Annotated in this window: 15 protein-coding genes; 5 read left to right on the forward strand and 10 right to left on the reverse strand. The window is 61.9% G+C overall.

Features of this window, described 5'->3' with window-relative positions:
• Positions 1-265: 265 nt before the first annotated feature.
• Positions 266-1,621, forward strand: coding sequence for an epoxide hydrolase family protein (locus P0D89_RS14455; RefSeq protein WP_408376796.1), 1,356 nt, complete (start codon positions 266-268; stop codon positions 1,619-1,621).
• Between the two features lie 736 nt (positions 1,622-2,357).
• Here the strand turns inward: P0D89_RS14455 and P0D89_RS14460 are convergent.
• Positions 2,358-2,681, reverse strand: a complete 324-nt coding sequence (locus P0D89_RS14460) for a hypothetical protein (protein WP_408357781.1) — start codon at positions 2,679-2,681, stop codon at positions 2,358-2,360.
• A gap of 210 nt (positions 2,682-2,891) precedes the next feature.
• On the opposite strand from P0D89_RS14460, the gene P0D89_RS14465 reads away from it, so the two are divergent.
• The 3 genes from P0D89_RS14465 (at position 2,892) to P0D89_RS14475 (ending at position 4,630) form a co-directional block, all read left to right on the forward strand.
• Entirely contained in the window at positions 2,892-3,143 is a 252-nt protein-coding gene (locus tag P0D89_RS14465) for a hypothetical protein (RefSeq protein WP_408357780.1), read from the forward strand.
• A 698-nt stretch (positions 3,144-3,841) separates the two neighbouring features.
• Positions 3,842-4,093, forward strand: a complete 252-nt coding sequence (locus tag P0D89_RS14470; protein WP_408376883.1) for a PepSY domain-containing protein — start codon at positions 3,842-3,844, stop codon at positions 4,091-4,093.
• A 15-nt stretch (positions 4,094-4,108) separates the two neighbouring features.
• A complete protein-coding gene (locus P0D89_RS14475; protein WP_408357777.1) occupies positions 4,109-4,630 on the forward strand; it encodes a cytochrome b/b6 domain-containing protein in 522 nt (173 codons plus the stop codon).
• Between the two features lie 143 nt (positions 4,631-4,773).
• On the opposite strand, the gene P0D89_RS14480 is transcribed toward P0D89_RS14475, so the two are convergent.
• The 8 genes from P0D89_RS14480 to P0D89_RS14515 all read right to left on the reverse strand — a co-directional run bounded on the left by P0D89_RS14480 (position 4,774) and on the right by P0D89_RS14515 (position 11,138).
• The gene (locus P0D89_RS14480; protein WP_408376797.1) at positions 4,774-5,784 is read right to left on the reverse strand and encodes an aldo/keto reductase; all 1,011 of its coding nucleotides are present in this window, start codon (positions 5,782-5,784) and stop codon (positions 4,774-4,776) included.
• Between the two features lie 153 nt (positions 5,785-5,937).
• Positions 5,938-6,174, reverse strand: a complete 237-nt coding sequence (locus tag P0D89_RS14485) for a hypothetical protein (RefSeq protein WP_408357775.1) — start codon at positions 6,172-6,174, stop codon at positions 5,938-5,940.
• Positions 6,175-6,184: 10 nt separating this feature from the next.
• Entirely contained in the window at positions 6,185-6,823 is a 639-nt protein-coding gene (locus P0D89_RS14490; protein WP_408357774.1) for a glutathione S-transferase family protein, read from the reverse strand.
• A gap of 39 nt (positions 6,824-6,862) precedes the next feature.
• On the reverse strand, positions 6,863-7,315 hold the full coding sequence (locus tag P0D89_RS14495; protein ID WP_408376798.1) for an SRPBCC family protein: 453 nt from the start codon (positions 7,313-7,315) through the stop codon (positions 6,863-6,865).
• Entirely contained in the window at positions 7,312-7,647 is a 336-nt protein-coding gene (locus P0D89_RS14500; protein WP_408233305.1) for an ArsR/SmtB family transcription factor, read from the reverse strand. Before P0D89_RS14500 ends, P0D89_RS14495 begins: the two co-directional genes overlap by 4 nt.
• Positions 7,648-7,764: 117 nt before the next feature.
• Entirely contained in the window at positions 7,765-8,379 is a 615-nt protein-coding gene (locus tag P0D89_RS14505) for an HAD family hydrolase (RefSeq protein WP_408357772.1), read from the reverse strand.
• Positions 8,380-8,621: 242 nt separating this feature from the next.
• Entirely contained in the window at positions 8,622-9,794 is a 1,173-nt protein-coding gene (locus P0D89_RS14510) for an epoxide hydrolase family protein (protein WP_408376799.1), read from the reverse strand.
• A gap of 198 nt (positions 9,795-9,992) precedes the next feature.
• Positions 9,993-11,138 carry a porin gene (locus P0D89_RS14515; RefSeq protein WP_408357770.1) on the reverse strand — a complete coding sequence of 382 codons (1,146 nt, stop codon included), beginning with the start codon at positions 11,136-11,138 and terminating at the stop codon, positions 9,993-9,995.
• A gap of 543 nt (positions 11,139-11,681) precedes the next feature.
• Between P0D89_RS14515 and surE the strand changes: the two genes are divergently transcribed.
• Positions 11,682-12,461 (forward strand): 5'/3'-nucleotidase SurE, encoded by a 780-nt coding sequence (surE, locus tag P0D89_RS14520; protein ID WP_408357769.1) that lies wholly within the window; start codon positions 11,682-11,684, stop codon positions 12,459-12,461.
• A gap of 142 nt (positions 12,462-12,603) precedes the next feature.
• Here the strand turns inward: surE and P0D89_RS14525 are convergent, their stop codons facing one another.
• On the reverse strand, positions 12,604-13,581 hold the full coding sequence (locus tag P0D89_RS14525) for a DUF4148 domain-containing protein (protein WP_408376800.1): 978 nt from the start codon (positions 13,579-13,581) through the stop codon (positions 12,604-12,606).
• Between the last annotated feature and the right edge of the window lie 203 nt (positions 13,582-13,784).

Below are 13,784 nucleotides of genomic sequence, written 5' to 3' on the forward strand. Positions count from 1 at the left end.
GAGGTCCGTGGCAGGCTGAACCCTGAGGCTGGAGACGTCCAGCCGCTGAAGCACTTGCTTGCGGACACCCGTTCCTCCTTGTATAGAAATGCACCCGTTGGGCGTTCATCCATACGCTTTCAAAACCGTCCTTCCGTGAAACAAGCGACACACTTGCGTTTCAATGTGCCCACTCCGGGAGGACCCTGCGCAGAATGCCCTATCGGTTCGTGAGAACACGTTGCCATTAATTTGAAACCCTGCTCCTTTGCCGATTGGAAAACTTATGTCAGACAACAACTCCCTCTATTCACCGTCGCGGCGCCGCTTCGTTAGCGTGGCAGCCGCGACCGTTGCTGCGGGCTCGCTAAGTCAGTTCGCCTTTGCAGATACGAAGCAAGCGATTGCTGAAGTTGCCACGGCGACGGGAGGCGACAAGGCCGCGATTCGTCCGCTTCGTGTGCACGTGCCTGAAGCGCAGCTTGTCGACTTGCGGCGACGCATCAAGGCGACTCGATGGCCTGAGCGCGAAACCGTCACCGATGACTCGCAAGGCGTACCGCTTGCGATGATGCAGGAGTTGGCGCGTCACTGGTCGAGCGATTACGACTGGCGCAAGGTCGAGGCGAAACTCAATGCACTGCCGAATTTCGTCACCGAGATCGATGGGCTGGATATCCACTTCATTCACATTCGATCAATGCACGAAAATGCGATGCCGCTCATCGTCACGCACGGGTGGCCCGGTTCAGTCATCGAGCAGTTCAAGATCATCGGTCCGTTGACCGATCCAACAGCATATGGCGCAAGCGCGTCGGACGCTTTTAATCTGGTCATTCCGTCATTGCCGGGCTATGGATTTTCAGGCAAACCGGCCGGGACCGGCTGGGGTCCAGAGCGCACTGCGCGCGCGTGGGTCGTACTCATGAAGCGCCTTGGATACGAGAAGTTTGCGGCGCAAGGCGGCGATCTGGGCGGGGTGGTCTGCAATGTGATGGGCAAACAGGCGCCCCCTGAACTACTCGGCATTCACGTCAACTTTCCGGCTACCATTCCCGCGGACATCGTAAAGGCCCTCCAGGCCGGCGATCCGCCACCCGCGGGGCTGTCCGACGACGAAAAGCACGCGTACGACCAGCTCAGCAGTGCGGCCCGAAAGCGACGCGCATACGCGCTGGAAATGGGCACACGCCCGCAAACGCTCTACGGGCTGGCGGACTCGCCAATTGGACTGGCAGCGTGGCTACTCGATCACGGCGATGGATATACGCAGCCAGCGGCAGCATTGACCTCGGCCGTATATGGGCACACGGTAAACGGAGAGTCCTCCGGCGCGATGACGCGCGACGACGTGCTAGACGACATCACGCTCTACTGGTTCACGAACACGGGCGTTTCCGCAGCGCGCTTCTATTGGGAGTCGCACTTCAACTTCCTCGCGGCCGCCGATGTGTCCGTCCCCGCTGCCGTGAGCGTGTTCCCACGCGAGAACTATCAGGCGCCGCGAAGCTGGACCGAGCGTGCGTATCACAACCTCATCCATTACAACAGGCTCGACAAAGGCGGTCACTTCGCGGCGTGGGAACAGCCGCAGCTATTTGCCGAAGAGGTTCGCGCGGGTTTGCGTCCGCTGCGCACGTGAAGAACCGGACGACGCGGGTTTTGCCATCCACATTTGACCTGAACCGAATCGCGCCTTCGCGTGACGCTCGGGAATGCGGTCACATGACGATCTCCACAAGCAACTGGGGATCGTCATGCGACAGCGACCTTCGAGGCTCGTATGTCAGTTGTCAAAGTCGTAGCGACGTTCAAGCGTCCTTACGAACGCTTCGGGCGACGGCGCTTCTCGCCGAATCCGGAAGTACGAGCTCAGCGCGTCTAAGCGGGGCTGCCGACCCAGGCCGAATTTCCGTAGCCCCCTGGCGGATCTTCGGCGCGCGAGAGACCGAACGACCGAAGTCAGGCCGTCATCGCCCTTCGCGAAAGTCCCACCTGGACGCGCACGCTGCCGCTCGACTATCCTTGGCATTATCAGGCGCTAACCGCGTTCTACCTGGCTACGGTTCTTTCGCTCCTTCTTCTTGTCAACGGTGTGAAGACATGCTCGCTCCGCGTCGGGAATGTGCGCGCAGGGAATACGCGTTTGCTCGCCTGCGTATCGCGACGAGCCGTCTTATGCGCGCAGATTCGGCCGTTGAAAAGGCTCGCGCAACCTGCTGGGTCATCGCCTGGGCGAGCGCGATTGGTAATCTTCACTTTCATGGATTCGCCGAGGGACGGGTCGAACGCAGGGCGAGGCGGTAATCGTCCGGCTCGCTCCACGCGCCGCCTATGTGCCACATCAATTTGACTGACGCCCTCTTCAACACCGTTGCTCAGGCCGCACTTCGCGCCACTGCATGCTGACTTGACCCGCGTTGCTCCTTGCTCGTCGAAGTGAAATCGGTTGCCCGAAGTGGGACCGTGCCCGAACTGGCGATCGAACGCTTCGTGCCGGCTTGAGCCAGAATGCGATGAAGATACAAATAGAAGTGTTCGAGTTGTTTCGCGTCCGAAGCTGCTGGTTCGAGATCGAACACATCCTCGAGCACGCGGCGCGTTACGTGGAAACGTTGAAGTCCGTGGACAATACGAACCTGGAAGACGACGCCGTCACCGTTGTGCGGCACTGCTGCCCAGATGAGCGAATGGCTAGCCATGGAGTCCCCGTGAATCATGTCAGATCAAAAGCTCGTCAACTCATGTTCGCACAAGTCCACGCGGGGCGAATCTTTTCAAAATTGTGACGCGCCATGATTTGACATTTTTACCACGGTCGAGATATTGCGGCGCAGCAAAATACCTGTAGACTAAAAACAGGGCGTCTGCAACCGTGCGCCCGCGGCCGCAATATGAGGGGAGAATGAGCCATGACGACTTCTCAGGCTGATGCGCCACCCGCCCCTGTTTTGCATGTCTTTGAGCAAGGCGGAGGCTGGCATTGGGGCATCACTGTACCGCGCGCAAGGGGGAGCGGATTCAAGCTCATTGCATTCAGTGAGAGAACCTTCCCGGTTGAGGACGCCGCTCGCGAGGACGGGCGTCAAGCGCTGGTCAACCTGGCGGACAGCGGCACCCGCGAGCGACTCGCCACGGAGGCCCAAGGAATAGGATTTTTGTAAGTTCGCCGTGAAAAAATCAGAATCCACCCTATCGGCCAAGGAAGTGTCAGCCATGGACCAACCCTGTACAAACCTGACGGCACCTCTCCTTTCCGTCGACTCGACAGTATGGTTTTCGGCCCTACGGCTTCGGTTGGGGATACTGCGCCTTTGCGATCCCTGCTGAAACGGTTTGCGAAAAACTCGGCGCTGCAAACGAGACCCCGAAACAACTCATGCTTGCCTTCGAGCTTGGTAAGCGCCGGCTTTTGCAGGTTGTGGAGCCGAAATCGTTGCCGGCCACTGGCGAACGGATAACGCTTTCCACCGCCGATCTCTGACGACGGACCGACGTGCCGCTCATCACGATTTTGCGACACCGGGTACCTATACCTACTGTCGAACGAGTGCGATCGCAACGACCACCGCCGACCTGATAAGCGCGGTCCATTCGACCCCGGAACACGGAATGGCTTGGGGCATGCGTTAGGCCTCTCCCATGGACATCCGCCAGCACAAATATTTCTTTGCGATCGTCGACTGCGGCAGCCTGTCGAACCCGGTCCGATGACGACAGTGAGTGCAACGCCGCATCGATACAGCGGCGATTGGATACTCTCCAGCTTTATTTAAAAAAGCCTACAACAAGCTTGCGATTCAATCTGGCTGGACGTAGAGTAGGCGCTCGACAAACCGCACATGAGGCGACAGATGTATTCCTGGCGTTATGTGTCGCATTGGGTGTTTCCAGCACGGCGTTCGCTAAAGCCGATTGCCCGGTCCATCCGAAGAGCGAGTGGATGAAGGAATCGGATGCGCGCGCTCAGCTCGAAGCAGAGGGCTATAAGATCAAGAAGTTCAAGGTCGACGGCAACTGCTACGAAATCTACGGCCATAACAAAGAAGGCAAAAAGGTCGAGATCTACTACGACACCAAGACGCTTGCCAACGTGAAGTCTGAGATTGACTAACGCCCGGCGCACGCGATGCCCGTCAAAACCTGGGACACGGGCGTGCGGTTCACGCACTGGACCGTCGCCGGCATAGTCGTGTGGAATCTGTTCGGGCCGACTGATCAGGCGCATCGGGTACTCGGATATATCGCTGCGGGCCTCGTTGCGTGTCGCGTCATGTGGGGGTTTATCGGCACGTCGTACGCGCGATTCTCCGCCTGGTGGCCGACACCAGAGCATCTGAAAGACTACGTGCGCTCGCTGGCCGCCGGCAAGCCACTGCACCATCTGTCGCACAATCCGCTCGGCGGCCTGATGGCACTCGCACTCTGGCTGCTGATTCTCGCACTGGCAGCAAGCGGCTGGCTGATGCGCGTCGACGCCTTCTGGGGCGAAGACTGGCCACATAACCTTCACACGGGTCTGTCAATCGCACTGCAAGTCTGCGTGTGCGTCCATATCCTCGCGGCCGTCGTCATGAGCATCTGGACGCGTGACAATCTGATCGGTGCGATGCTGACCGGCTTCAAACGCGATCCCACCGACAAGAGCTGACAACCGCGAGCGCGGCCCGACGCCAACGGACGTTTCCGACCGAGAGACGCTGCGGAAACGCCATTTTCGCCGCTGAACGCGAGATCAGCGTGTCATCCGAATCAACGCCTGATTTTTCACCTGTCAGAGCGCCGAACAAATCGCTAACCATGCATCGCCGCGACGATCCGCGCGCGCATCGCCTGATCGGGCAGCGGGCCCGAGCCGGCCCGCACGTTGTCGGCCATGTACTGCGGACGGCCCGTGCCGGGAATCACGACCGTCACCGCCGGATGCGCGAGCACGAACTTCAGCAGAACCTGCGCCCAGCTCGTACAGCCGATTTCCGCCGCCCACCCGGGCAACGGCGATTTGCCGACACGTGCCAGCAAACCGCCGCCGCCAAACGGCTGATTGACCACCACGCCGATCCGCAACTCCGCCGCGAGCGGCAGGATGCGATCTTCGGCGGCCCGATCGTCGGCGGCATAGTTGATCTGCACGAAGTCGGGCTTTTCGCTGCGCATCACGGCCACAACTTCATCGAATGCGCTGGACGTGTAATGCGTGATGCCGATATAGCGAATCCGGCCGCGCGCCTTCCAGTCGCGCAACGTGGCGAGCTGCGTGCGCCAGTCGAGCAGGTTATGCACCTGCATCAGATCGATGCGCGGTTGCTGGAAGCGGCGCAGCGATTCTTCCATCTGCGCGATGCCCGCGTCGCGTCCTTCGGTCCACACCTTGGTGGCAACGAAGGCTTTTGCGTGCGCGTCGAGCTGCGTGAGCAACGCTCCGGCGACGGCTTCCGATGATCCATACATCGGCGAAGAGTCGATCACTGAACCGCCCGCTTCGAACAGGATGCGCAGCACCTCGGCGAGTTGCGCGCGGGCGGCGGGATCGTCGCCGACATCGAAGGTGCGCCAGGTGCCGCAGCCTACCACCGGCAAAAGTTCGCCAGTCGAGGGAATCACGCGTCGCGCGATGCGCGGCGGCGCCGTCATGGCGGGTTGGGTTTGCTCGTGGGTTTGCGCTTGACCTTGAGCTTGCGTTTGCGCCGCTGCGACCCGCGTCAGCGCAAGCGAAACCGGCACGCCGATCGCGGCGCTGCCCGCCGTGCGCAAAAAGCGACGTCTGCCGGCATGCGATCCATCGGCTTTTAACGAAAGTGCCATACCGTACCCTCGATCCGCGAACAAACCCATGATCTCGTACGATACGGCAATCCGGCACGGCGCGTCCACAGTGCGCCGTGCGCCATGCACGCGCCCGCTCGCGCACCCGAAGGTTACAGCGAGATACAACGCGCTACGGCGCGGAAAAAACCACTATCGGATGAAATGCCCGCAGACAGGCACGCCGACCAGCCGCGTGACCAGCGACGGCGCTCCTTCACCCGCCGCCGCAAATTGATCCGCAGCCATCGCGGACCCGGCGGCGGCGCCGATCGCGATGACCACGATTGCGATCCGCCGCAGACGGCCCGCGCGCCCGCCGAGTGTGTCCGACACGCTTCGCCACCCGGCCAGCAGCGTCATCGTCAGCGCAACGATCGCGCAGCACATGACCTGTCCTTCACGCGTGCGCCGCTCTTTGCGCAGGCCGCGCCGGAAACGGATTGCGCCAGGCTTCGAACGCGTTCAGCTGATCGTGCCAGCGCTGCACTTGCGGGAATTCGTCGAGCGGCATTGCTGCGCTCTTCGCATACGGGAGCGCCACCGCGACTGAGAAGTCGGCGACCGACAGGTCGTCGCCGAGCAGCCACTTGCGCCCCTTCAGGTGCTGGTCGAGCACGCCCGCATGCTTGCGAAAAAATCCCTGCGCTTCAGCGACCTTCGACGGATCCGGCTCTCCCATGCCGACCCACGGCTTGACCAGATACTCGAAGTAAAGCGATCCGGCATGGCGGTAGAAATGCTGGCTGTTCCAGCTCATCCAGCGCACCACGTCGATCTGCTGCGGCACGCTTCGAGGCCAGAGAGCGGATTCCGCGCGTTGCGCGAGATGGCAGATGATCGCATCGGCCTCCCACAGATTTCTCTCACCGTCGACAAGGCTTGGCACCTTGCCGTTCGGATTGATCGCGAGGTACTCGGGCCTCGTTTGCTCGCCATTACGCAGATCGACGAACACATAGTCGATTGGCAACCCTAAATAACCCGCCACCGCGCAAGCCTTCCTGGGCGCCAGCGTTTCAGCATAGTACAGCTTCATGTTCGACCTCGGTATGCGTTGAAATCCTCGGAACGCGCTTCACTCCTGCGCGCTTGCCAACTCGGCCATCAAACCGTCCAGCTTCTCGAACGCCCCGCTCCAGCCGGCCTGATGACCGTCGCGCGCGGCTTCGTCGAAGAACTGCGAGTGCGTGAAAGTCATCTCGGTGCCCTCTTCGGTCGCACGCAGGCGGATCGTCACGAGAGAGCGCCGTTCGGGCATCGTGACCCATTCCCACGTAAAGACGAGCTTGCGATCCACCTCGACCTCGCGGTATTCGCCGCGGCAGTCGTGCGTTTCGCCGTCGAGCGACTGGAACACCACGCGAAAGTGCCCGCCCACGCGCGGATCGGCTTGCGCGCTCAGCACCGGCCCCGCGTCGGGGCCCCACCAGCGCGCCATCAACTCGGGGCGCGTCCATGCCGCGTAGACCCTGGACGGTGGCGCCTTGAGGCGCCGCACGATCGTCAGGCTGGGCTTCTCTTTGATCATTCCTGTTCTCCTTCGACAAAATCGGCAAGCCGGTCGAGACTCGCGGACCAGAAGCGCTCGTAGCGCCTGAGCCACGTCATCGCCTCTTCCATCGGACCGGCAACGAGTTCGACCGAAACCGTTCGGCCGCTCTTGGTGCGGGCGATCAGACCGGCGTCGCTCAGCACGTCGAGATGCTTCATGACCGCCGGCAGCTTGAGCGGTAGTGGACGCGCGATTTCCGTCACCGACAGGCCGGGCTCACTCGCGAGACGCGCGAGTATGGCGCGCCGCGTGGGGTCCACGAGAGCGGAAAACGTGCGATCGAGTTGACTGACTGGAGACTTCACCATATGGTGAACTATAGGCGGTCGGCGGGCGGCGTCAAGTTTTTTTGGTGTGGGTGTAGCTGGGCGCGAGTGGGGTTGCGAATGCCGATGCTGATGCAACGCCGCATCGCGACCGATCCCCTACAGCAGTCCGCGGCGCTGCAACTCATCCAGCAGATGAGCCGCGCTGACGAACTTGTATCCTTGAAGGCCCGCATCGATCGCGCCACTCACATTGCTCTCGGTATCGTCGACGAAAAGCGTTTCGGCCGCAGGCGCGCCGAGCTGTTCGAGACAGCGAAGATAAGTTTGCGCCGCCGGCTTCGCCGCGCCGAACGCGGCCGACGAATAAACGTTCGTGCCGAACAGGCGAGCCACAGGCGGATTCAGATAGCCGATGTGATCAGTCAGCAAGCGGCAATTGTTCGTCAGTATCGCGATACGGTGACGTTCGGCGACTTGAGCTGCGAGCGCGAGCACGGACTCATTGGGCGTGATCGACGCAAGACGCGCCGCGAGCCAGTCGTCGCGGCTGACGGGATAGTTCAGCAGCGCACCGAGTTCGCGCAGATATTCGTCATCGCCGATCAGGCCGGCGTCGGCACGCGCTTCGAGGCCCGAACCCCAGATCGCATGACGCACCGCCTGCGCCGTGCGGCCCGTGATCGCCGCCAGTCGATCGACGCGTGCCGCGCGGTCGTAGTGCGAGAGGACGCCTTCCATATCGAACAGAACCAGCGTGATGGATGCAGTCATGCTGTGAGCCTCGCGTCGAGAGCTTGCAGGGATGAAGCAACCGCGTCGCGTGATCGTGCGGGATGATTGCCGCTCGTATTGTGCCGTGTCGAATTGCCGACGCCACGTGGGAAAAGAAATTCGGCGCGCGGGTTGCGGTACGTTCGCGCATGCGCGCGGCTTGCAGGTGGGTGTCGTGCATCGGTTCCAGCTTGCGACGCGGATGCATCGACAACGCGCCGTACCGTGAACGCATTGCGCGGCTAGCCCTCGTTCTGTGCGTGTTGCCGTAGCGGCCTGAAAAACCGGCGTATCTCGGTCGCGAGCAAGCCCGGTTTCTCCATCGCCGCGAAATGTCCGCCGCTCGGCATGTCGGTCCATTGCGTCACGTCGAAGGTTCTTTCGAGCCAGCTGCGCGGCGGATGACTCAACTCCTTCGGAAAATGCGCGTAGCCGACCGGTGGCGCGACGCGCTGGCCATCCGCGAAGCGCATCGGCTGCAAACGGTTTTCCCAGTACATCTGCATCGACGAACCGATGCACTGCGTGTGCCAGTAGAGCGAAATGTTGGTGAGGAGTTCGTCTTTCGAGAATACCCGTTCGATGTCGCCTTCGCAGTCGCTCCATGCACGAAATTTTTCTCCGATCCACGCCGCGAGTCCCACCGGCGAATCATTGAGCGATGCGGCGACGGTCTGCGGCTTGGTGCTGTGCATGTGCGCATAGCCGCCTTCGAGCGCGACCCAGTCGCTCCTGTCGAGCAGGAATTTTTCCTCTGCGGATGTGAGCGGTTGTTGGGCCGCGCCGATCGCGGGCTCATACGAACCGGGCAGGAAGTTGAGATGAATGCCTGCGACGACGTGCGGATGCCGCGCGGCGAGCGCGACCGACACACCCGCACCCAGATCGCCGCCCTGGGCGCCGAAGCGCTCGTAGCCGAGACCGCGCATCAGCGACATCCACAAGTCCGCCACCTGAAACGCGGATGTGCCGGGCCGCGCGGGCGCCGGTGAAAACGCGAAGCCAGGCAGAGACGGAGCGACGACATCGAACGCATCGGCGGGATCGGCACCGAACGCGGCCGGGTCGCAGAGCTGGTCGAGCAGCGCATGGAACTCGAAGAACGAGCCGGGCCAGCCATGTGTGATCACCAGCGGATAAGGCGCAATGCCCTCCCCGCGTCGACGCACGAAGTGCACGCGCTGACCGTCGACGTCGGCAATGAATTGCGGCTGCTGATTCAGCTTGCGTTCGGCTGCGCGCCAGTCGAAATGATCGGCCCAGTATGCGGCGAGTTCGCGCAGCCACGCATAGTCCGCACCCTGCTGCCACGCGGGCGACGGTGTGACCGGCGCCCAGCGCGTCGCGCGAATCCGGCGGCGCAGATCGTCGATGGCATGGTCGGGAATCGCGATCTCAAACGGTTCTATCTGCATGGCGGCTCATCCGGCACATGGTGATGGATTGCGTGCGAGGCCGATTCAGTCATTCGCAGATAAAAGCCGCTTGCAGACTGGCCGGCGCTCGCGCACGAAGCAGTCTGCATGGTACTGCGCCCAGAGAAAAAAAGCGGCGCAAGCGGAAAAAGCCCGCGAAATGCGGGCCTTTCTGCAGCGAGCCGCCAGAGCGTCCGCTTAGAAGCGGTGACGGATACCGACCGTGCCGACCACCTGCGTGTCGGTTGACGAAGCGCTTACGCCGAGGAGGTCGGCCGTGACGCCCGAGTTGCCCGTGCTGCCGACATGCTGATACGCGGCTTCAGCGTACACATCGGTACGCTTGGACAACGCGTAGTCGGTCTGCAACGTGACCTGGTTGTACTTCGGGCTCGCGCCGTTCAGGCTCGCGTCGGTGAACGTGTAAGCGCCCGACACCGTCAACGCCGGCGTGATTGCGTAGCGGCCGTTCACTTCATAGTTCGTGAAACGCGCGCTGCCGCCGTTGAGCGTCAGGCCGCTTGTCGTGCCCGAGGCCGTGGAGCCGATCGCGCTCGCGTCAGTCAGTTGCGTCTGCGTGAATAGCAGGCCGACGTTCGCCGCGCCGAACGCGTAGCTGGCGCCCGCGCCATAGGTGCGCTGACGCGCCGCCGTGAACGTGGAGTCGCCGGCGGCCACCGCGCCGCCCGAGTTGGTGGTCGAGCCGCCGCCGTTCAGTTGCAGATAACCGGCCGCCACGTTCAGGCCGCCGAACGTGTACGACGCGCCGACGCTATACGCGCGGCTGTTGGCAAAAGCGCCTGCCGCATTCGAAAAACCGTACAGCGCGCCGAGCTTGAAGCCGCCGTAATTGACGCTCTGATACTTGACCGCGTTGTTGATACGCACCGAGTTGTTCAGGTTGTCATTGTCGTACGGGTGCGAGGCGAGCGTGCCGCCGTATTGCGTGCCGTTCAGCGAGAGCGGGCCGAGATAGTCGACCACGCTGTCGTACTGGCGACCCAGCGTCACTGCGCCGTACTGATTGCTCGACAGACCGACGAACGACTGGCGGCCGAACATGCGGCTGTTCTGACCGAGCTTGCCGGTCGACAGATTGAAACCGTTCTCCAGTACGAAGATCGCCTTCAGGCCGTTGCCCAGATCTTCCGAGCCGCGCAGGCCCCAGCGGTTGCCGTTCAGAATGCCGCTGGCCTGCTGGAAGTTGCTGTGACCACCGGAGTTGTTGGTATAGGTCAGACCGGTGTCGATCAGGCCATACAGCGTGACCGAGCTTTGTGCATGAGCGGCACCCGCGGCGCCGATGAGAGCGAGCGAGAGGCTCGACAGTACGAATTTATTCATTAATTGATCTCCTGATTCGAATGGCGAATACCATCGAGCGGCGGAGAATAGCGGACAAATTGAAAGACTGTTTTTCAATTAATTGCGGTGTTGCGTTTTTGCCACTCAGGTGGATTTTTTTATTTCCTATTATTTCCTGTCGCGGAGTGGCAGGTCGCTCGAAATAAAGAAATAGTTCAATACGGAACATGTTAATTGGCAGGTATGCCACAAGCCGCCAATTTAACGGCGATACCGCCGGGCGACTCCAATACGGAATACATTTTCCCTTAAACTCCATTACATGGAAGAACGGAATTATCCATTGCATGTAATTTCGATAGAAACAAATGCCAGCTTAATGTAAGGTTTTGCCAATTGATTCCGAGATTATTGCTTTAACCGCAAATAGTTTTTTCCAATTTTAAAAGTATCCAGTAAAGCTTGTCCACCCGGTGGAAATCGGGAAGGAATGTGCGCCGATCGCGCCGTTCACGACACGCGACGCCGATAGCTCGATAATGAGCCTTCCATCTGCCTACCCACCGAGAGGAGCTTGTCGCAATGTCCACCTACGAATCCAAAGTGCCGCGAGTACTGTTGACGAACGACGACGGTATCGACGCGCCCGGCCTCGCCGTGCTCGAAGCCGTCGCCGCCGAACTCGCGCACGAAGTCTGGGTGGTCGCGCCCGAGCACGATCAGAGCGGCACGTCGCATTCGATCAGCCTGCATTCGCCGTTGCGCGTGAGCCGCCAGGGCGACCGGCGTTTCGGCGTGACAGGCACGCCCGGCGATTGCGTCGTGATGGGCGTGCGCCATCTGATGCGCGACGCGCCGCCCACGCTGGTTCTTTCCGGCATCAATCGCGGCGGAAACCTCGGCGTCGAGACGATGTTTTCGGGCACGGTGGGCGCGGCGATGACGGGCCTGCTGCTCGGGTTGCCGTCGTTCGCGCTGAGCCAGACCTTCAGCGCGCGCGAGAAAGTGCGCTGGGACACCGCGCGCACGCTCGCGCCGGGCGTGATCCGCCAGTTGCTCGCCATCGAGCACGCGGTGCCGACCTGCCTGAACATCAATTTCCCTGATGTCGACGCGGCGGCCGCCGGTCCGCTCACGCCGACCCGGCAAGGCGTAGGACTCGTCGAAGACATCGACGTGTTGCCGCAGGTCGACCCGCGCGGCATGGCTTATCACTGGCTGCGCTTTCAGCGCGGCGCGCGCGCGAACGATCCCGATAGCGAAACGGCCGTGGTGGCGTCGGGCCGCGTGTCGGTCACGCCGCTGGCTTTCGATCGCACCGACGAACCGACCTTCGCGCGGCTCGCTGCGTCGCTGCGTTAAACGTCAGTTTGAAAGGCCTGCGCGGCGCGCCGATCGCCGCGACTGACGCAATCGCCCCGCCCGCCTCGACTGCCATTCGCGAAGGCCCCGCTGTGTAGCACACGTTGCCGGCGCCCGGCTCGACACGAAGCCGCGGGCTTGCTCAGGGACGCGCCGCGCCAATCACGCGTGGTGCACCGCCCGGCCCGGCGGGATCGGGATTGCCGAATGCCGGAAGGCTGCCGTCCTCACGCGCGCGGGCAATCTCCGCGCGGACCTGGGCACGCGTCTTCGGGCCGCCGTCGGATTTCGGCAGTGTGTCGGTGGATGGCGCGGGCGGCACGACGCGCGGTGACAACGCGGTTTGCGCGGTCAGTTCGGCGGGTGGATTGGAGGGCGTCGATTGCTGCATCGCCTGTGACGCGTTGGGTGCATTGGGTGCGTTGAGGGTAGCGGACGCATTGGAAGCGTTGGCAGTATTGACCACGCTCTCTCCGGCCTTCATTGTCGGTCGCGTATAGTCAGGCTGACTTGCAACAGCCTGCGCGCCCACAACCGATGCACTCCTGCTCGACGCGCCATCATTGCGAGCGCTCATCGTCACCGTTTCAGCCTCACGCCCGCTCTTTGCATACCTCAATGAGCGATTCGAATGCTCGTGCGCCGCACTGCGGCTATCATGCGAACGGCCGCTTTTCATCGGCGCGGACGAAGACGGCGTCATTCGCGGCGCCTCACTGACCCGCGCCGCCGCCAGTGCGCGCTGCTCCTTATCCGCCTGCGCCTGAATCTGCTTTTGCAGATCGATCACCTGCTCGTCGCGCTTGTGCGACGGCCGTACTGCATTCAGTTGCGCCCGCGCGGCAGCGACATCGTCGCGCAGCAGGCTATTGCGCGCCGCCTGCACACGAGCGGCCACGCTCGCGGCCGAATCGCGGCCCGCCGTGACCGGGCCGCGCGCGATCCTTCCGCTGATGATGTCGCCGCGCGACGAACCCGTCGAGTCGTCGCCATGGGTCAAGCCGAGTTCGTCGGTCGACAATGAGTCGTCTGCCGACTGCGATACATACGCATAGCCGCCAACAGCGAGCGCGCCGACAACCAGACCTGTGAAGATCATCTTTTTGGGTTCGCTATACAAGACATGTCCCCTTCCCTGCGTGGACGCGCGCGTCTGCTGCAGCAGACGCGCGCGGATTCATCAGAGGGTTGGTGGCGATCAATGCGCTGGATGCCGCCATTTCGACCGCGACTTCCGGCCGGTCACTCACGTACGAAAGTGTGCGCGAACTGGATGCACCTGAATCCGTGTTTATACTCCGCAAACGGCGAATCGTCGGATTC

It is taken from the genome of Paraburkholderia sp. RL18-085-BIA-A (genome assembly GCF_046027075.1).
Lineage (GTDB): Bacteria > Pseudomonadota > Gammaproteobacteria > Burkholderiales > Burkholderiaceae > Paraburkholderia.

What these genes read in the sequence shown, in the direction of transcription:
- P0D89_RS14485 (WP_408357775.1), bottom strand. Translation starts at nt 6,174, where the DNA reads ATGTGCTGCGCGATCGTTGCGCTGACGATGACGCTGCTGGCCGGGTGG.
- P0D89_RS14505 (WP_408357772.1), bottom strand. Translation starts at nt 8,379, where the DNA reads ATGACTGCATCCATCACGCTGGTTCTGTTCGATATGGAAGGCGTCCTC.
- surE (WP_408357769.1), top strand. Translation starts at nt 11,682, where the DNA reads ATGTCCACCTACGAATCCAAAGTGCCGCGAGTACTGTTGACGAACGAC.
- P0D89_RS14460 (WP_408357781.1), bottom strand. Translation starts at nt 2,681, where the DNA reads ATGGCTAGCCATTCGCTCATCTGGGCAGCAGTGCCGCACAACGGTGAC.
- P0D89_RS14465 (WP_408357780.1), top strand. Translation starts at nt 2,892, where the DNA reads ATGACGACTTCTCAGGCTGATGCGCCACCCGCCCCTGTTTTGCATGTC.
- P0D89_RS14475 (WP_408357777.1), top strand. Translation starts at nt 4,109, where the DNA reads ATGCCCGTCAAAACCTGGGACACGGGCGTGCGGTTCACGCACTGGACC.
- P0D89_RS14455 (WP_408376796.1), top strand. Translation starts at nt 266, where the DNA reads ATGTCAGACAACAACTCCCTCTATTCACCGTCGCGGCGCCGCTTCGTT.
- P0D89_RS14500 (WP_408233305.1), bottom strand. Translation starts at nt 7,647, where the DNA reads ATGGTGAAGTCTCCAGTCAGTCAACTCGATCGCACGTTTTCCGCTCTC.
- P0D89_RS14490 (WP_408357774.1), bottom strand. Translation starts at nt 6,823, where the DNA reads ATGAAGCTGTACTATGCTGAAACGCTGGCGCCCAGGAAGGCTTGCGCG.
- P0D89_RS14515 (WP_408357770.1), bottom strand. Translation starts at nt 11,138, where the DNA reads ATGAATAAATTCGTACTGTCGAGCCTCTCGCTCGCTCTCATCGGCGCC.
- P0D89_RS14495 (WP_408376798.1), bottom strand. Translation starts at nt 7,315, where the DNA reads ATGATCAAAGAGAAGCCCAGCCTGACGATCGTGCGGCGCCTCAAGGCG.
- P0D89_RS14510 (WP_408376799.1), bottom strand. Translation starts at nt 9,794, where the DNA reads ATGCAGATAGAACCGTTTGAGATCGCGATTCCCGACCATGCCATCGAC.
- P0D89_RS14480 (WP_408376797.1), bottom strand. Translation starts at nt 5,784, where the DNA reads ATGGCACTTTCGTTAAAAGCCGATGGATCGCATGCCGGCAGACGTCGC.